Consider the following 17670-nt stretch of genomic DNA (forward strand, 5'->3'; position numbering starts at 1 on the left):
CCAGCGACCGGGCGGAAGGTTCACGCCGTATCCCTGGCGGCGCTGCCGGCTGAAGTTTGACACCACCACCACCGCGTCGCCTCCGCCTTCACGGCTGCATGCGATCACCTGATCCGCGTTGTGGGTGTAGAGGCGTGAGACGGGCGTTCCTGCCGCAAGGGCGGGGGTCGACCCGCGGAGCGCGATGAGGTCGTGATAGAAGCGGAAGTGGCCTCGCTTCTCCTCCGCGTAGGGATCGGCGCCTGCCTGAGCCGGGTCGGGGGACATCCAGCGCTGATCGAGCCCCCACGTCGAGGGCATGGCGTGCTTGAAGTCGTTGTTGGCCAGCTGCTCCTCGCCTTGCCATATCATGGGCACCCCCGCGCTGGTGAGGGTGATGGCGGCCGCAGTGCGGCCCATCGCCCGTGGCCACGCAGCCATGACTGCCTCTTCGGAGACGCCCCCCGCCGCCACGCGGGTGACCCACTGCCCCGAGTTTCCGACCTCGTCGTGCGAATGGGCGTAGACCAGGGCCTGCTCGCTGCGCTGCACGCCCACATGCTGGGTCAGCGCCGCGGCCAGGGCATCCATGTCACGGCTGCCAGAGACCGCGCCCAGCAGCGTGTGATGGAAGCTGTCGCTCCACACCGCATCGAATCCCATGCCGCGCTTCTGGAGACCGTCCGGCCCCGCGGTGGAGGCGCTCTGGCCGAGATCGCCCGCGACGAGCCAGTCGTGCGTGAAATCTTCCGCGACGACAAAGGCGCCCGGACGTACGAGGTCGAGGGTGCGGTTGATCTGGCGCAAGGTGTTCATCCCCTCGCGCTTCTCCTCGGCGGAGCCCGTGTTGTGCAGCACCTGCACGAAATCGAAGCGGATGCCGTCGACACCGAGCTCGGTGACCTGCTGGACCGCGTTGGCGGTGTAGAGGTCCTTCACGGCCTGCGAGGCGTACGCGGGCTTGTCGCCCCAGGGGGTCTGGGTGACGTGCCCATCTGGCCATCGGTAGAACGAGCGCGCGTCACCGTCGATGCGGTCGAGCGGGTTCTGGGCGTCCGGTCTCCCCGCGACATGGTTGTAGACCACGTCAGAGATCACGTTCAGGCCTCTGCGGTGGGCCTCATCGACGAACATCTTCATCGCATCGGTGCCGCTCACCCAGACCTTCTCCTGTCCGGGCTGGTCATTCTCACCGATGGCGCCTCGACGAACGGCTTCCTCTCGAGGCATCTCGAACCCATAGGCCTCGGCGCCGGCAAACATGAAGTCCGGGGTATAGCCCCAGTCGCGCTTGCCGCCGAACTCCTGCACGGGGAGCAGCTCGACCGTGTTGGCTCCCAGGCGCTCGACGTGATCGAGGTGGCGCATGGCGTCGGCGAAGGTCGAGGCGTGGGCGTTGTCACGAGACCCCATGAACGACCCCACGTGCGCCTCGTAGATCACGAAGCGCCTGGGGTCGGTCTCGCGACGCGGCGTGTCGGCGTGCTGGAACGTGTAGGCCGACTCTCGCACGAGGGAGAGCCGCTCGTTTCCCGGCGCAGCCGGGATGACATCGCTCCAGCGATCATTGTAGGGGGTGCGCCGCGCCTCTGCGGGCTGCAGCACGCCGTCGCCGTTGGCGTCGCCCTCGATGCCGTCGCGTCCCCGCACCTCCAGGTCATAGTGAAGGCCGACGAGCCGCGGGAAATCGTTGATCACGGTGACCCAGCTGGTTCCAGTCGTGGCGTCTCCCACGCGCTGCAGATCGATGGTTCCGTCTTCGGCCACGTGGTCGAGCCAGGCGTAGCGGGTCACGGGGGCCGACACGTCGATCTGCCATCGCTTCAGGATGTCGACGTTCTGGCGCTGCCTCGGAGTGGCCTGGTCGTAGGGCACCAGCGCGGGCGGTCCGAGGCGCGCCAGCAGCTCCGCACGGGTGAGCGACCTCCCCTCCCCGTCACGCAGGCGCAAGGTCACGCGCGATGCGTCGTCGTGCCCCGCAACGCTGAAGCGACCCCAGCGGGGATTGGCGGAGTAGTCTGGTCCACCGCTGCTTGTCGAGTCATACCAGCCGGTCTCGACCCCGAGCACCGGATCGACCTGGATGGCTTCGAGCCCCTTGCGCGGCCCCTGGACATAGCGCGCGTACGGATCGGCATAGACCACGGGGGCCGAGCTGCCGTCGCTGAAGTGTCGCATCAGCGGCTGCCCCTCGGCGTTGCGGGCGGCGAAGCGATAGGGCCGCCCCGCGATGCGCGCCCAGCCGGACGGCTGTTCAGCTGTCCACATCCCGGTGCGCGCGTCCTTCGACATGGGCAGCGATTCCACCGTGTTCCCGGCGTCGTCGCAGATCTCGACCCGCAGGCTGTAGCCGGCCAGCGATCCCGTGCCCAGCGCGGGAGACCAGGTCTTGAACCTCACCCCGTCCTGACCCAGGCGATGGACCCCCATGTCCTTGTTGCCCGTGAGGTGGGCCTCGATGCTGCGGGCGCCCTGCCCCGCGGTGAACGACGGGGGCTGCTCGGTCATCATCAGCCACCGCGCGGGCTGGGCCACACGGCCATCGGCACCGACGACGTCGGCCTCCACCCCCCACTGGTAGGGGCGCTGCTCTGAGACGTCGAGCGACACCCGGGCTGTGTACACACCGTCTCCGGCCTGTGCGTCACCGTGGGTGCCGTCATCGACCATCGGAAGACCGCGCCCCCCGTTCCAGAGGGGGTCCCAGCGGCCCGTCGCCGGGTCGAACGATCCCTTGAGCCGAACGTCGGAGAGACGAGGCCCTTCGCGGCTGTCGTACGTGAACGTGAAGGTGTCGCGAGCGGGTGCGGGCGATGCGTTGCTCGACGGGGTGAGGGCCTCGAGCGCCTTTGCAGAGACGCCCCCTTGGGCGCGCGAAGAAGGCAGGCTGCGCCGTCCTGCCTCACTCCCGATATCGCCTGCGCCACCCGTCTGCATTCGCGCTGACCGTCTCCTTGAATCGCGTCCCTTCCATTCTAGCGAAGCGACTTCAAGGGGTGTTGAACGGCATGTGAACATCCGGATCGCGGTGATGCAGCGAGAGCGACAGCGCATGCTGAACGTCACAGGATTTGCGCAGGCGACATGGAACAAGGGCGCATCCCTGTGAGAACCTTGGCGAAGCGATTCTATCAGAACCCGACCCCAGCGGTGGCCCGCGGCCTCCTTGGCGCGTTGCTGTGCCGCCGCACGCCCGACGGGCTGCGTGTCGGGCGCATCGTCGAGACCGAGGCGTACCTGGGGGCAGATGACGCAGCGTCGCATGCCGCGCGCGGCGTGACGCCGCGCAACCGGCCCATGTTCGAGCCGCCAGGCCACGCCTACGTCTACTTCACCTACGGCATGCACTGGTGCTTCAATGTCGTGGCCTGGGATGCCCCTCCGGGCGCCGTGCTCATACGCGCCGTCGAACCGCTCGCGGGGGTCGCGCTGATGACCGCCGCGCGTGGGGTGGCGACCCTGGCCGGGCTCACGAACGGTCCCGCGAAGCTGTGTCGCGCCTTCTCCATCGACGCTGGTCAGAACGGCGCTTCGCTGATCGATGGCAAGGGCGGCCTCTTCATCGCCCGCCCCGACACGTCAGGCCCTTCACGCCCCATCGCCACCACGCCGCGCATCGGCATCCGGAAGGCCACAGAGCTCGCGCTGCGCTTCTGCTACGCCGACAGCGCCTTCCTGAGCCGACCCGCGGGACGCGCCTGCTGACGCCGTGGTCGCCCTCTACCTGGCCGCCAAGAACGTCACGCGCAAGAAGGAGCGCAGCCTGCTCACCATCGTGGGCGTGCTCCTGGCCGTGGGCGCGTTCATCTCGCTTCTCTCGCTGGCCGAGGGTCTCTACGACCGCGTGCAGTCGGAGATGCACGGCCGCTCGGTCGACGTGTACGTGCTGCCGAGGAACTCGATGCCCATGCCGGCCGGCCCCATCGGCGGCGTGGGGGTCTCGACCGAGAGCATCCCCCTGGCCCTGGTCGGTGAGCTCGCAAAGATGCAGAACGTCGAGTCGGCGGCACCCGTGATGCGCTTCCAGCAGGTGCGCGAAGGGCGTGGAATCGTGGTCTGGGCCCTCGACAAGGAGGCGTTCTCCACCTTCCTGCCGCGGGTGCACGTCGATACGAATCGCTTCCCGTCCGGCGATGACGAGGTCATCGTGGGCCAGATGCTGGCTCGCGAGCTCGGTCTCACAGAAGGGGCGACGCTCCGCATCGCCGACAAGGACTTCAAGATCGTGGGGTTCTTCTCCGCGGGTGGAGGGCTCAACGACTACTTCTGCTACGTGACGCCCGCAACGGCGGCTCGCATCACCGGGCAGGGGGCGCAGGAGGTCTGGATCAAGCTCAAGGAGGACGCGGAAGGCGGAAAGCAGCTCGCCATCGAGCAGATCAACACAGACAAGCGCTTCGCCAACCACGTGGCGCGCACGCGAGAGCAGTACCTGGGGGCCGCCAACGACTTCATCGACTATGCCTGGCTCCTGCAGTTCGCGGTGGCCGCCATCGGTGTTCTCATCGCCATGACCGCGGCCATGAACACGATGCTGATGTCAACCTACGAGCGCTTGAAGGAGTTTGCCACCCTGCGGGCCATCGGTGCCAGCCGTCTCACCGTTGCGCTCATGCTGGTCGCAGAATCGGTCATGCTGAGCCTCGCGGGAGGCTTCTTCGGGGTCATCATCGGCGTGCTGGGGGCCCACCTGCTCGACAGCGCCATGGTCACGCTGCTCAAGCTCACGTTTCCCCTTGGTGAAATCACGCTGAGACTGGTTCTCCAGGCGATGCTCATGTCGGTCTTCGTGGGTCTCGTTGGTGCTGTGGTGCCTTGCGCCCTCACCTGGCGGATGAACATCATCTACGGGCTTCGTCAGGAGTAGCGATGCGCATCGACGTTCGCGGTCTGCACAAGTACTTCGACACCTCCACCAACAAGCTCCGCGTGCTCGAGAACGTCGATCTGCGTGTGGAGAAGGGCGAGTTCATCGCCATCATGGGGCCGTCGGGCAGCGGCAAGTCGACGCTCCTGTTCCTTCTCGGATGCCTTGACTGGCCGACCTTCGGCCACATCACCCTCGACGAGACCGACGTCACGCAGGAGGCCGAGGGGGTCAGAGAGCGCATCCGCCTCCATCACATCGGGTTCATCTTCCAGAACTACAACCTCATCCCGACGCTAGACGCGTTCGAGAACGTGCGCCTTCCCATGCAGCTGGCGGGGCTCGGCCCCGCGGAGCGCGACTCCCGCGCGCTCGCGCTGCTGCGCCTGGTGGAGCTCGAGAAGAAGGCCTACGAGCCGGTGAACCTGCTGAGCGGCGGCCAGCAGCAGCGCATCGCCATTGCCCGCTCCCTCGCCAACCTGCCCGGTCTGCTTCTGGCCGATGAGCCCACCGGCAATCTCGACGTGAAGTCGAGCAAGGAGGTCATGGATGTGATTCGCACCGTCAACGAGCTGCAGGAGATCACCACGGTCGTGGTCACGCACGATCCGAAGGTGGCCGCCTTCGCGCAGCGCGTGTACTACCTCGAGGATGGTCGTCTGCGGGCGACCGTGGTGTGATGACGCCTCCCCCCGCCGCGCCTGCCGCCCGTCCCGTGTCCGGCCTCGTCATGTGGTTGCATGGCCTGCTTGCCCTGCTCGCCCTGTGGCTCTTCCACAGCCTGTTGTGGTGGGGATTTCTCAATGCGCTTCCCCAGCAGGACACTGCGGATGGCCTGGTGCTCGCCGTGAGCGCCGGGCTGTGCGGCGCGGCGGCGGTTGCCCTGAGCAGCGTGCTCTCGCCCTGGCTGCTCGACCGTCTTCTCCGCGTGACCTGGATCAAGCTCGAGGAAGCCGGCGACGTGGGGCCTCACCTGCGGGCCGTGCTCGAGCAGTGCCGCCTTCCTGTTCCCTACCTGGGCGTCGTGGCAGACAGCGACCCCTGCGCACTCACCTATGGCCTGACCCGACGCGCTGCGCGGCTCGTGGTCACGCGAGGCCTGCTCGAATCGCTCGACGTCGACCAGCAGTGCGCCATCGTGACGCACGAGGCGGCGCATCTCGCCAGCGGTGACTTTCGTCTGGCCACCCTGTTCGCGGGCCCCATCTTCATTCTCACGCGGGTGAAGGAGACCTATGCCTCGATGAGCGCGCGCGGCGGAACGGCCGACGACAGCACCTCGCCGTCATCCCAGGTGGGCGGGCTCATGATTCCCGTGGTCGGTCTCCTGATACGCGCGTATGCGCTCATCTATGCTGGATTCGCGCAGTGCCGCGAGGTCTGGGCCGATCAGTTCACTCAGCGTCGCGTCGATGCCCGCGCGCTCGAAGGGGCCTTGCTGGCCCTGCTCACCCGCCTGGCAGGGCCCTCGCCGACTCGGCATGCCCTGGCTGTGGCAGCACGTGGCTTCACCCCCGTCGATGCGGTCTCTGCAGGTCGACTGGGCACGGCGTCCGCGTGGAGCGGACAGTTCGACACGGCCCAGCTCGCGAGAACGGCAGCTGTGGTCGCCTCCAACCCGGCCACCGAGCTGAGCCAGCAGTCGGCCCTGCACCCTCCCATCGGAACCCGTCTGCCCAGCGAGGCGCTCCCCGTGCAGACCGTGTCGGCCCTCACCTTGCTGCGGCTCTTCGCTTCCCGCTGGGGCTTGCGTTCGGGCGCATGCACGGGAGCGTGCAGAACGAGGCCGGTCTTCGCGACGTTCTCGAGAAGCTGGCCTCCGAGCCTGCACGTGCGTATCAGACCGAGCTCGTGGGGCGCTTCGTCGGGCGGGGCGTTCCTGGTGTGACCTGGTGCACGGACGCCGTGTTCGAATGTGCAGGCGTGTACCTCGCCGTGCGGCCGTGCGTGCTCATCGGGAGCGCTGGCGGCGGTGTGCGCGATCAGGTTCTGGGCGACATCGAAGGAAAGGCGTGCAAGGTCCGTGGAGTGCTGCGCACCGCCGATGTCCCCTATCTCGAGCTCCACGCCGTGGAGAGCGATGGGCAGCTGGTCTGGCGGTCTGCCTACGTGGTGTCGTCCCTGATCTGGTCGACGGCGCTGGTGATGCTCGGGATCCTGCTCATCGCGCCGCAGTGGGCAGGCTTCTGAGGGGTGACGAGCGACGCCCTCTGCACAGACGACCTGGGCAAGCGCTATGGCGAGCGATGGGCGCTGCGACACCTCACCTTCGCTGTTGCCGCGGGCGAGATCGTGGCCCTGCTCGGTCCCAACGGAGCAGGCAAGAGCACGATCATGCGAATCTTGACCGGCCTGCTCAGGCCCACCGAGGGACGCGCCACCGTGGACGGGGTTTTGATTGGGGGAGCGACAGCCGGGCCTGGCGCTCGCATCGGTGTGACCTTCGAGCAGCAGAACCTCTACGAGCGGCTCACCGTTCGCGAGAACCTCGATTTCTTCGCTGCGATCGGGGGTCTCGGCAACAAGCGCGCGCTCGAGGTGCTCGAGGAGGCGGGGCTCGCCGATCGGGCGCGAGACCTCGTCTCAACACTCTCAAAGGGGCTGCGCCAGCGACTCATGCTGGCACGGGCGCTGCTGGGCAGACCGCGCGTCCTCTTCCTCGACGAGCCCACCAGCGGCCTCGATCCTCGCGCTGCCGAAGGGTTGCAGCGCTGGGTGGCGAGGCTCGCGTCAGAGGGCACGGCGGTGCTGCTGGCCACACACGACATGCACGAGGCGGAGCGATTGGCCGGCCGGGTGGCCATCCTGCACGCCGGAGAGCTCCGCGCGATAGGAGAGCCGGAGGCACTCACGACGGCATTCCATGCGCCCCGCCTTCACGTCGCGCTGCGGGCCGAGGCGGGGGTCGAGACGCATCTGCTGGAAGGACCGCCCGCGGAGCAGGCGCGCCAGATTGCTCTGCTGAGCGACCGGGGTGAGATCGCAGGCCTTCGTGAGGAACGAGCAAGCCTCGGAGACGTCTTCCTCACCATGACGGGCGCTCGGCTCGAGGCGTGAAGGTCTGCCCGGAGACCGTGAATCGATGTCAGGAAGCGCGACGGTACGACAGCAACCAGCCGCTCGCGTCACTCGGGGGGCGATGGGACGTCGAGATGGTCCGGCTGTAGCGCGAGGCCCCGAGGTCGTCTCGGAACGCGAGATGGGTGACGCCGTTCGCGGCGATCTCGACCGTGGTCATGCTGCGTCTGACGGTACCACCGTGCTGTGTGACGCGAACGAGATCGCGGCGCTCGATGGCCTTGAACCAGTCGATGACGCGTCTCGCGAGGCTGGTGACCGAGGGGGCAGAGAGCCAGGCCTCGCAGACGTGACCGCTCTCGTCACAGACCAGACGATCGACCGTGAAGGTGCGCACGCCCCCAGGGCTCTCGAGACGAAGCGCTCCGCCCCTTCCGACGCGGATGACGGCGCTGATGATCTCGTCGACCTCTTCTTCCAGACGGGACGCACTCTTCAGCTTGGACATCGTTTCGTCTCTCCCTCACACCTGTACCTGTAAATCCATTTTGCGCCATTCTGGCAGCGCCGGCAATGAACGAGATGTGAACAGGCCGACGGATCGGAGAGCCTGGAGGCGCTCGCGCCGATCAGTGTGCCGGAGCCGACGAAGGGGAGGGCGAGAGAAGCGCCTCCCCAGGCAGCGCGGTGGGATTTGGACTGGGAACGACGTGGGCGTTGCCGGTGAACTCGCCGAGCCGGACCGAGTAGATGAAGGTGCGTGTCGACTGGCTGTCGATGATGGCGCGAACCACCTCCACCTCGACCGGCTGATCTTCGGGCGCGCTCTCTATGGCCCGGAGAAGGTCTTCGGCGCTGCGAACAGGCTTGCGATTGAAGGTTCGGATGACATCGTGGGACTGCATGCCGACAGTGTGGGCTGGCGACCCGGGAATGACCGCGTCGACGTACACCCCCTCGATGCTATCGAGATAGAGCTTGCGCAGCTGGTCGGCGCTCAGTGAGGCGAGGTCCTTCCCGCGAACCCCGAGCCCCTTCTTCAGATGCACCGGCTGGGCCGCGAGAACCGGCGGCACGGCGGCGTTCTCGCTGCGAGACGAGAACGGTGGGTTGTGCGCCGTCAGTGCCGCGTAGGCGCGCGCGAGCTGCGGCGTGCCTGGGGTGAAGACTACCCCGCCATCGATGCGGGCCGCCTGCGCGGTGAGATCGTCGCGCTTTCGCAATGCGTCTGGCGGCAGGCGAACCGGAAAGAGCGTGTCCGGGTCGATCTGCAGCTCGATCTGGTCTCCGGCGCGCAGGAACCCGAGAACGCGCCCGCCATCGACGAGGTCGACGAACCGCTGCTTGAACGCCGCGACCGGGAATCGCAGCACGGCGGTGCTGTAGGGGGCCGTGATGATCAGGCTGTGCGGGGGGACCTGGGCGCCCCGCTCGAGCACCTCCCAGGGAAGGCTGCCGAGGGGCGGGACCTTGACCCACTCGATGGTGTGACGCCACGCGGCCACGACCCGCGCCACCGACTGTGGATCTGCGTTGGAGACGGCCGGAGGGGTTCCGCGCGGGGCGGCGACCGTCGGGGCAGACCGCGGCGTACCGACCGGCCCGCGGGAGCAGCCCAGAGTCAGCGCGGCAAGCGCGAGGATGCAGGTGAGATATCGCCGATGGGGGCGTGGCACGGGCGGGGGTTCGAGATCCCGTAGGCTCCATCCTGTTTCAGACGCACCCTGTCATCTGCCTGTCGCGCCGGCAGGTCTGCCGACGGGGGGACGCTCTTCACGTGCAGCGCTCGCTCGGGTCAGCAGCTCGAGAAGTAGGTCTGCAGCGCCGATGGCAGGGTCCGATGCCAGAAGGGCCAGGAGTGCTTTCCCCTCCCCTCTTCGTAGACGTGGATGATCCCGGCTTCTGTCAGCGCGTCGCGCAGGGCACGATTGTCGTCGAGGTTGCCGTCGAGTCGGCCGCAGACGAGGTGAAAGCGCGTCGTGCAGCCAGCGCTTGAACGAGCCTCACGTACGATGCGCCGTCGCGCGTACCAGAACGCGCCGCCTTGCCCCCCTGCTGCGCCGAACACTTCGGGGTGGCGAAGCCCCAGCGCGACGGCACACAGCCCCCCGAGCGACACGCCATGAACGGCGCGATGCGCCGCATCTCGTCGTGTGCGAAGGTGCGCGTCGACCCAGGGCACCAGGTCCTCAGTCATGAAGCGCAGGTGCCGCTCGTCAAGCTTGTACTCGCGCGTGCGGTTGACGGGTGCAGGCATCACCGTGAGGAACGGGGGACACGCCGCGGACTCGATGGCGCTGCAGAGCCCTCCCCGACCCAGCCAGTCAGCGGCGCCATCGTGCAGATAGAGCACCGGATATCGACGTCTGCGCTTGCGGTAGTCGTCCGGAACCAGCACGGTCACGTCGCGCAGGTCGCCGAAGGCGCGACTCGGGACCTGGAAGTGCTCTGACCGCACTGTTTCAGGCCTCGTCTGGGGGGCCATCCCAGCGCTTGAACAGTGCGTGCTCGATACCGAGCAGATCGAGCATCTTTCCTACGGTGTGGTCGATGAGGTCATCGATGCTGCGTGGCCGGTGGTAGAATGCCGGCACGGGCGGGAGCACCACCGCGCCCATCTCCGTCACCGCGGCCATGTTGCGCAGATGCCCGAGGTGGAGGGGGGTCTCTCGGGGCACGAGGATGAGCCGCCGTCTCTCCTTCAGCGTCACGTCTGCCGCTCTCGCCACCAACCCGTCTCCGAACCCGTGCGCGATGGCCGCAAGTGTCTTCATGCTGCACGGCGCCACAACCATGCCGTCGGTGCGAAACGACCCCGAGGAGATGGGTGCGGCGACGTTCCGGCTCTCGTGTGTGAACGTGGCGAGCGCCTTCACGTCCTTGGCCGTCAGCGGCGCGGCCTCGATGGCAATGGTCTGGTGGGACGCTGCCGAGAGCACCAGGTGCGTTTCCACCTCGAGATCGCGGAGAACCTGGAGAAGACGAATGCCGTAGATGGGTGCACTCGAGCCGGAGATGGCGACCACAACGCGCTTGCTCATCGCGACCTCGTTTCGAGCCGCGCCCCGATGACTCCCTGCATTGCCTGGCCGCGGTACCGCCATCGCGTCGGGTTCTCTGTCGATGCAAAGGCGAACACTCGTTCACCAGGGCAAGAACGCCCGTTCTTTTCATGGAACACGCGTTCCCTCTGCTTGCGCATCACGCTTGAGGGCCGTTCACGACATCGCTTGTCCCGTGGCATCGGCCTGGTTGGCCTGGGCTTCGATTCGTTTCCAGGCATCGAGAAACGCCCCCACGACCTCTGGGTCGAACTGCGTTCCGCTGTTGGCCTTGATCTGGTCGCGGGCTTCCGCGAGGGACAATCCCTTCCGATAGGGGCGGTCGCTGATCATGGCCTCGAAGGCGTCGGCCACTGCGATGATGCGCGCCGTCAGGGGGATCTCCTCCCCTCTCAGACCGTCCGGATAGCCCTTGCCGTCGAATCGCTCGTGGTGGCTGCGAACCGCCGCGAGCGCTGGCGCGAGGAATCGCACCGATGACAGCAGGCGCGCGCCCAGCTCGGAATGGGATTTGACCGTCTCCCACTCCGCGTCGCTCAACTTCCCCGCCTTCTGGAGAAGATCTTCCGCGATGCCGATCTTGCCCAGATCGTGGAGAAGCAGGCTGTATTCGAAGTCGCGCCGCGACAGGAGCGCCGGATTGAGGGCCTGGGCAATGGCGCGGGCGACCTGGGCCACCCGCTCGGTGTGCCCCAGCTTGTAGGCGTCTTTCGTGTCGGTGGCATTTGCCAGGGCGGCGATGGTCTCGAGATAGGTCTGCTCCATCTCGGCCAGCGACTCTTCGAGGCGCTGGGCGCGCAGCGACTCCTGGGCGAGACGCGCCGCAAGATCCTGCGCGTAGCTGAAGAGGTTGCGCTCGGCGGTGTCGAGGTCACGCGCAAGGGTATCGGAGGAGGCCTGAGCGTTGTCGCGCGGGCTTCTCGGGATCGTGGCTGTGCGCGGACCGCGCGGAAGGCGCACCGTGATGCACGCACCGCGGTTGGATTCGCTCGTGGCGCTGATGCTGCCGCCGTGGTGCTCGATGATGTGCCGTGCGATGCAAAGCCCGAGGTTCTCTGCAGCCCCTGCCCCGCCGAGACCCGCCGAGCGCACAGGCAGGAAGAGCCGCTCTGGTGGTTCGTGCGCGAACGCACCCCTGCCGTCGGTGAAGACGACTGTGGCTCCCGACTCGTCCTCCTCGCACGAAACACAGACCTCACCGCCCCTGGGGGTGTGCAGGAGAGCGGACCGCATGAGGTGTGTCATGGCTTCCCGCAGCCGTTCGCCACTGATCTCGAGGGGGGGGCCCTCTCGTGCCACCTCGATGCGCATCTGCTGCGCGCGGGCGCGGGCCACGGGCAGCATCTCTCGCGCAACCAGACGCACCAGCGCGGTCACCTGGACCGACGCGCTGCGCTCGAGAAACGAACCCGCTCCGCTCGCGCGCGAGAAATCGCTGAGCTCATCGACGAGTGTCTCGATCTCGCGAGCGGAGCGGGTCACGGCCCCGACCAGGCCGTTCTGGGAGGCTTCCAGCCCCGACGCGGACAGCGCCTCTGCGACGAGCTCGGAATACCCCCGGACAATCGACAGCGGATCGCGAAAGCGGTGACAGACCAGCGACAGGTACAGGTCACGCTCCCCCCTGTCGTGCTCTGCTTCTGCCGCTGAGGCGTGCGTTTCACGGGTGTGTGCAAGACGTTCGGCGAAGGCCTTCTGCAGCGCCACCACGTGGCGACGCAGGGCGTCAGCGTCCATGTCGCGCAAGGTGGCGTCGTCGAGCGCCGCGTCGAACGATGGGATCGGGGTCCCGCGGGTCGGCGATGGCGTCGCTTCCGGCAGCACGCCGTCAGAGCACAGCCCTACTGCAGTGCGGAGCACATCACGCGTGAATGGCTTTCCAAGAACCTCTGCTGCGCCTGCCTCGAGGGCCGCATCGACCTCATGCGGGAGGCGGTCGCCCGTCATCATGACCACCCGGACCGATGACGTGAGCGGAGATGACTTCAGCGCGCGGCAGAGGTCGATGCCGTTCACCCCGGGCAGCCCGATGTCGACCAGGGCCACGTCTGGCAGCACATCGGTCGCCACACGAAGGGCCTCGTTCCCGTCACCCGCCTCCACGACCTGGAAATGGCTCCCCGAGAGCATGACGCCCACGAGCCTGCGGATGACGACCTCATCGTCGACCACCAGAACCGTCTTCATCACGAATGTCTCTCTCTGGACCCCTTCGCCCAGAGTCGATCTACACCGATCGTCGCCCCCTGTCCTGCCGCGTCTGGTTGACGTCCTCGTGATGCGCGCGGGGAGAGGACTTGTCTCGTGCCTGCGTGAACCTCCCGAGGCGCGGCACACGCCCACGAGAGCCCCTCGTGCGCGCGGATTTCCCCTCCGCGCTTCGATGCGCTGAAGATGTGCCTCGCGCATCGAAGGGCGCACGCGAAGGAGGAGATGGTGTGATCGTTCTGGGCCTCGAGACCTCGTGCGACGAAACGGCCGCCGCCATCCTCGAAGACGGTCGGGTGCGACGCGCCTCGGTCGTGGCCTCGCAGATCGAGATGCACCGCGAGTACGGCGGCGTTGTCCCCGAGATAGCGTTTCGCAAGCATCTCGATCTCGTGAACCCCGTTCTCGCCGAGGCGCTCGAGCAGGCGGGCCTGCGATGGAAAGACCTCGACGGAGTTGCGGTGAGCCACGGTCCCGGACTGGTGGGTGCCCTTCTCGTGGGCGTCGCCGCAGCCAAGGTGATCAGCGGGCTCAACCGCATCCCGCTGGTTGGGGTGAACCACCTCGAGGCGCACCTGTACGCCAACTTCCTCGGTCCACGAGCAGATGGGATCAGGTTCCCGCTGATCTGCCTGCTGGTGAGCGGAGGGCACACCCAGCTGCTGCTCATGCGAGGGCATGGAGACTACACCTTTCTCGGCGAGACCCGTGATGACGCGGCGGGAGAGGCGTTCGACAAGATCGCCCGCCATCTCGGTCTCGGCTATCCGGGAGGCCCCGTTGTCGATCGCCTCGCGGCTCGAGGCAACCGTTCCGCCGTGCCCTTCCCCCGCGCCTGGCTCGGGGAGGATTCGCTCGAGTTCAGCTTCAGCGGGCTGAAGACCGCGGTGATGAACTTCTCGCGGACCCCCGCCTTTGAGACCATCTCCATCGAGGACATATGCGCCTCGTTCCAGGAAGCCATCGTGGACGTGCTCGTGACCAAGACCATGCGCGCGGCACGGCGGCATCGGGTCTCCACGGTGCTGATGGCGGGGGGGGTTGTGTGCAACGCTCGGCTCCGCGACGCCATGAGCGAGGCCTGTGCGCGGGAAGCGATCACCCTCTTCTTCCCGACCTCCGACCTCTGCACCGACAACGCGCTCATGGTGGCCTGCGCAGGGTCGTTCCAGATCGCTGCCGGGAAGGTCTCAGACCTCGACCTCGACTGCTTTCCCGTGATGCCCGTCGCTCCGTGAGCCGCTCTGTCGCCGACCCTCCCACCGCATCCCTTCAAGCGGGCTCTGGCGCGCCGGCCATGCGTGCGCTCCTCTGCGTGGCGGCTGCAGCGGCGGTGGTCTGGCTGTGCCTGGGCGTTCATGTGGCGTCGGGCAGCACGATGTCGCCGCTCGTGCGCGATGGCGATCGGGTGCTCTGGAGCAGAATCACATTCCTCGGTCGACTCCCTTGCCGCGGTGAGGTTGTGCGCGTGCGTGTCTCCGGTGTTTCCCGCCTGCTGCGCGTCGCTGGCATCGGGGGCGACACGGTGCATCTGCGCGCGGGACGGCTCTGGGTCGGGGACGCGCCAGTCGACGAATCCTACCTGGGAGGCCAGAGCGGTAACGACGCCACGGTGTCGAGGTCGCGCAACAGCGGACCCTGGCGCGTTCCAGGGGGAACCGTCTTCCTTCTCAGCGACCGCCGCGACGACGAGGGGGACAGCCGGAGCTTCGGCTGCTTCCCTGTCGCCGACATCAGCGGAAAGGCACTGTTCGTGGTCTATCCTGCGGCGCATCGCGGCTGGCTGTGAGCGCGCAGGCAGACGCGCCCTGCTGCGGCGGCGGGAATCACCTGGCGCCAGAACGAACACACCGATCATCGCTGTGAAAGTCGAGCGCCCCATCCATGTCGTTCCCTGACGTCGGTCATCTCCGGCACGCCGCCTCCACGCCCGTCACTGGCGATTCCGATGTGACACGAGGGGAGCGCCGCAGGCGATCCGCCGCGAGGCTCACGTTCGGCCTTCTGGTCTGGGTCGGGGTCGGCGCGGTCTCGAACGCCTGGGGGCGTCCCTTGCCCACCGACGCGGCGGCGATCAAGCGCGGCGGTGCCATCTACGCCCAGAACTGCGCCACCTGCCACGGTCTGAAGGGGAAAGGCGACGGTCCCGTGGCCAGCAGCTTGACCTCCCGTCCAACCGACTTCACATCAGGCGTGCTTCGGCACGGCTCTAACGATGAAGAGCTGGTGAAGTCGATCACGCTCGGCATTCCCAGCACGGGCATGAGCGGCTTCAAAGGGCGCCTCTCCGAAGCCGAGATCACAGCGGTGGCCGCCTACGTGCGGTCTCTCAAGAAGCCGTAGCTCGCTGTCCGTCTTCGGCGATCTGGCCAAAAACGCTACAACCACGCCGTTCCTGAGATTTCTGGACGGAAGTTAACATCCCGGCAACATCGTGCGCGCTTCGTTGACTTGCAAATGATTCAAGCGTTGGTCACGCAAAAAACGGCTTGGTTACAACGTTTTGACGGTTGCATGTCTAGAATTTCCCTCAATCATCGCGCTTCTTTCAAAATCAGACGTGATTTACAAGCGGTGAGACGCAGTGATATGATGACGGCGCCAGACGGCTCAAGGTCTGCAAAGCGTCAGACGCGACGCCTCAGGCCGAAGGCGAGCCGTACCGCACCTCCGCAAGGAGGCGCACGAAAGGAAGACTCCTGTGGACAGCAGCAACAGCATCGGCGGAGCAAGCTGGAAGAATCTCACCCCCCTCACGGGAATGCCGGCACACAAGCCCGCAGCTCCCGCGGCGCCGGCAGCGGAGGCGTCGCCCGCTCCTCTCGGTGACCGCATCGATGTGAGTGCGGCCCCGGCTGCACCCGCACAGGCTGCGGCTGCGCCGGCGGCACCCGCGCAGGCCCCCGCGGCACGCGCGGAGATCACCCCTTCGACGGTTCCGATGAGCCTTCTCGCCGACGACGACTCGCTCAATCTCCTGGGCGTGAACAGCGGCGCAGCAGGCGCCCACCCGTCGACCAGCCTCGGCGTCCTCGCCCAGCTCGACGAGACCAGCGCGATTCGCGCGGTCGACAACGGCGGCTCGAACAACCGCTTTGCCGACCTGCATCTCGTGGGTGTGGGCAACGCGGGGCAGTTCCTCGGCAACCCTGGCGCGATGTACCTCGGCATCTAGGCTGCGACTCGCGTAGAGCAAGAGCGCTGAGACATGTGTCTCGGGGCTCTTTTTCTTTGCCTGCGCTGAGATGGGGCGTTTCGCCTGCAGCGAGACGGGGTGGTGCGCTGCCCTGCTGCCTGTCAGGTCAGACGCTGTCTGCCGTGGGCTTGACCGCGTCTGAGGTCTGCTCTTCTGCGAGGGCGGTCTCAGCCGCTTCCAACGAGCGCTCCGCGCTCTCTGCCGGCGCGTGCGACTCGACCTGCCCTGCAGGCGTGCCGTTCTCTCCCGCTGCGGGGAGCGGAGCGGGGGGAGTGGCAGACGATTGTGGAGATGTCGATACCAAGGTCTCTGATGACGCGGCAAGGTCGGGAAAATCACCATCGCCCGGGTCAGACGCGGGGGGTGCGACCACTTCTCCGGGCGCGGGGTCGGCAAAGGTCCGCAGCGCCCCCAGGCCTTCCAGCGCGCGACGGGGATCGACCCGATCATACACCTCTTTGAGCGAAGGCGGGCGTGCAGCGTCGCTATCGAGACTCGAAACCGTCTCGTGGACCGTGCTCTGGAGCTCGGCACTCATTCGTCGGAACTCCTTGAACATCCGGCCCACCGTGCGGAAGAACTCCGGCATCCGATCCGGACCGAAGAGAAGCAGGGCCATCACAGCGATCAGGGTGATCTCCGAGAAACCCAGGTTGAACAATCGTCTGCTCCTCTCTTCAAGGCTGGGGTGCGATGATCGGCGTGAAGTGATCGCCTTTCGAGGCCCGTCCGGGAGGCTTTCCCCGCGGCGCGCCGCGTCCCTCCCAAGACCCGTACCTCTACGACGCGAAGAGTGCCTCGAGGTACTGGTGCATCTGCGGATCGCGCTCGAGCAGCAGCCGTCTGCCGTTCGGCTTGAAGAACGACTCCACCGACTCGGCCCAGTACTCCGCCGGATTCGTGCCCGCGTATTCGGTGACAAGGCCGCGTCGCTGCTCTGCGAAAAGGTTCCAGAGCTGCACCGAGAGAGGCTGGCGTCTGGAATGTCGAGTCGTGAACGTGTGATCGAACGCGTGCGCGAACTCGTGGCGCGCGGTGGAGTGCTCCGGATGGCCGAGCTTCTCCTGACCGATGACCATCAGACGTCGAGACGGGTCATAGAGGCCGCGCACCGCACTCCAGGGCCGCCCATCAAAGGTTCTCTCCTCGGGCGTCACGATGAGCATTCCCGCGAGGCGAAGGTCGGTGAGCGCGCGGGTCGGCTCGAGAACGACGATCTTCACGCCGAAGGCGGCTACCGTCTCGCACATCTTCTCTCCGAGCACCACGAGCTCGTTGGTGAGGAGCACCCGAGCCGCGTCGGAGGGCGCATGCCCTATCATGCGGGCAACGATGTCACG

16 protein-coding genes and 1 pseudogene are annotated in these 17670 nt (G+C 67.0%); 10 read left to right on the plus strand and 7 right to left on the minus strand.

Translation table 11 applies throughout. The features are described 5' to 3' along the window. On the minus strand, positions 1–2916 hold a 2916-nt coding region (locus EB084_05900), incomplete at its 3' end, for a DUF3459 domain-containing protein (protein ID NDD27786.1). Between the two features lie 147 nt (positions 2917–3063). Between EB084_05900 and EB084_05905 the strand changes: the two genes are divergently transcribed. The 6 genes from EB084_05905 to EB084_05930 are packed head-to-tail and all read left to right on the plus strand — an operon-like array spanning position 3064 to position 7903. Continuing rightward, positions 3064–3684, plus strand: coding sequence for a DNA-3-methyladenine glycosylase (locus tag EB084_05905; GenBank protein ID NDD27787.1), 621 nt, complete (start codon positions 3064–3066; stop codon positions 3682–3684). A 4-nt stretch (positions 3685–3688) separates the two neighbouring features. Next, positions 3689–4846 carry an FtsX-like permease family protein gene (locus EB084_05910; GenBank protein NDD27788.1) on the plus strand — a complete coding sequence of 386 codons (1158 nt, stop codon included), beginning with the start codon at positions 3689–3691 and terminating at the stop codon, positions 4844–4846. 2 nt (positions 4847–4848) lie between these two features. After that, a complete protein-coding gene (locus EB084_05915; protein NDD27789.1) occupies positions 4849–5526 on the plus strand; it encodes an ABC transporter ATP-binding protein in 678 nt (225 codons plus the stop codon). Then, the gene (locus tag EB084_05920; GenBank protein NDD27790.1) at positions 5526–6734 is read left to right on the plus strand and encodes a hypothetical protein; all 1209 of its coding nucleotides are present in this window, start codon (positions 5526–5528) and stop codon (positions 6732–6734) included. The genes EB084_05915 and EB084_05920 overlap by 1 nt, the downstream gene beginning before the upstream one ends. Beyond that, positions 6698–7036, plus strand: coding sequence for a hypothetical protein (locus EB084_05925; GenBank protein NDD27791.1), 339 nt, complete (start codon positions 6698–6700; stop codon positions 7034–7036). Before EB084_05920 ends, EB084_05925 begins: the two co-directional genes overlap by 37 nt. 3 nt (positions 7037–7039) lie before the next feature. Beyond that, positions 7040–7903, plus strand: a complete 864-nt coding sequence (locus EB084_05930; protein NDD27792.1) for an ABC transporter ATP-binding protein — start codon at positions 7040–7042, stop codon at positions 7901–7903. Positions 7904–7931: 28 nt separating this feature from the next. Here the strand turns inward: EB084_05930 and EB084_05935 are convergent, their stop codons facing one another. The 5 genes from EB084_05935 to EB084_05955 form a co-directional block, all read right to left on the minus strand. Then, positions 7932–8372 carry a hypothetical protein gene (locus EB084_05935; protein ID NDD27793.1) on the minus strand — a complete coding sequence of 147 codons (441 nt, stop codon included), beginning with the start codon at positions 8370–8372 and terminating at the stop codon, positions 7932–7934. 121 nt (positions 8373–8493) lie between these two features. After that, positions 8494–9381: a PDZ domain-containing protein gene (locus EB084_05940; protein NDD27794.1), complete on the minus strand. Its 888-nt coding sequence runs from the start codon at positions 9379–9381 to the stop codon at positions 8494–8496. A 278-nt stretch (positions 9382–9659) separates the two neighbouring features. Continuing rightward, positions 9660–10349 carry an esterase family protein gene (locus EB084_05945; protein NDD27795.1) on the minus strand — a complete coding sequence of 230 codons (690 nt, stop codon included), beginning with the start codon at positions 10347–10349 and terminating at the stop codon, positions 9660–9662. After that, the gene (locus EB084_05950) at positions 10327–10905 is read right to left on the minus strand and encodes a UbiX family flavin prenyltransferase (GenBank protein NDD27796.1); all 579 of its coding nucleotides are present in this window, start codon (positions 10903–10905) and stop codon (positions 10327–10329) included. Before EB084_05950 ends, EB084_05945 begins: the two co-directional genes overlap by 23 nt. A gap of 177 nt (positions 10906–11082) precedes the next feature. Further along, entirely contained in the window at positions 11083–13335 is a 2253-nt protein-coding gene (locus EB084_05955) for a response regulator (GenBank protein NDD27797.1), read from the minus strand. Between EB084_05955 and tsaD the strand changes: the two genes are divergently transcribed. From tsaD to EB084_05975, 4 genes and pseudogenes are all read left to right on the plus strand, one after another. Continuing rightward, on the plus strand, positions 13323–14372 hold the full coding sequence (gene tsaD, locus EB084_05960; GenBank protein ID NDD27798.1) for a tRNA (adenosine(37)-N6)-threonylcarbamoyltransferase complex transferase subunit TsaD: 1050 nt from the start codon (positions 13323–13325) through the stop codon (positions 14370–14372). The two genes, EB084_05955 and tsaD, sit on opposite strands and share 13 nt — an antisense overlap. Positions 14373–14431: 59 nt before the next feature. Further along, positions 14432–14923, plus strand: a complete 492-nt coding sequence (lepB, locus tag EB084_05965; protein NDD27799.1) for a signal peptidase I — start codon at positions 14432–14434, stop codon at positions 14921–14923. A gap of 95 nt (positions 14924–15018) precedes the next feature. Then, positions 15019–15477 (plus strand): hypothetical protein, encoded by a 459-nt coding sequence (locus tag EB084_05970; protein ID NDD27800.1) that lies wholly within the window; start codon positions 15019–15021, stop codon positions 15475–15477. Positions 15478–15913: 436 nt separating this feature from the next. Further along, a pseudogene (locus tag EB084_05975) lies at positions 15914–16051 on the plus strand (cytochrome c family protein). A 385-nt stretch (positions 16052–16436) separates the two neighbouring features. Here EB084_05975 and EB084_05980 read toward each other — a convergent pair. Beyond that, positions 16437–17381 carry a hypothetical protein gene (locus EB084_05980; GenBank protein NDD27801.1) on the minus strand — a complete coding sequence of 315 codons (945 nt, stop codon included), beginning with the start codon at positions 17379–17381 and terminating at the stop codon, positions 16437–16439. Between the last annotated feature and the right edge of the window lie 289 nt (positions 17382–17670).

It is taken from the genome of Pseudomonadota bacterium (assembly GCA_010028905.1).
GTDB lineage: Bacteria > Vulcanimicrobiota > Xenobia > RGZZ01 > RGZZ01 > RGZZ01.

What these genes read in the sequence shown, in the direction of transcription:
- EB084_05905 (NDD27787.1), top strand. Translation starts at nt 3,064, where the DNA reads ATGGAACAAGGGCGCATCCCTGTGAGAACCTTGGCGAAGCGATTCTAT.
- EB084_05915 (NDD27789.1), top strand. Translation starts at nt 4,849, where the DNA reads ATGCGCATCGACGTTCGCGGTCTGCACAAGTACTTCGACACCTCCACC.
- EB084_05920 (NDD27790.1), top strand. Translation starts at nt 5,526, where the DNA reads ATGACGCCTCCCCCCGCCGCGCCTGCCGCCCGTCCCGTGTCCGGCCTC.
- EB084_05935 (NDD27793.1), bottom strand. Translation starts at nt 8,372, where the DNA reads ATGTCCAAGCTGAAGAGTGCGTCCCGTCTGGAAGAAGAGGTCGACGAG.
- EB084_05945 (NDD27795.1), bottom strand. Translation starts at nt 10,349, where the DNA reads ATGGCCCCCCAGACGAGGCCTGAAACAGTGCGGTCAGAGCACTTCCAG.
- EB084_05950 (NDD27796.1), bottom strand. Translation starts at nt 10,905, where the DNA reads ATGAGCAAGCGCGTTGTGGTCGCCATCTCCGGCTCGAGTGCACCCATC.
- EB084_05955 (NDD27797.1), bottom strand. Translation starts at nt 13,335, where the DNA reads ATGCGCGAGGCACATCTTCAGCGCATCGAAGCGCGGAGGGGAAATCCG.
- lepB (NDD27799.1), top strand. Translation starts at nt 14,432, where the DNA reads ATGCGTGCGCTCCTCTGCGTGGCGGCTGCAGCGGCGGTGGTCTGGCTG.
- EB084_05970 (NDD27800.1), top strand. Translation starts at nt 15,019, where the DNA reads ATGTCGTTCCCTGACGTCGGTCATCTCCGGCACGCCGCCTCCACGCCC.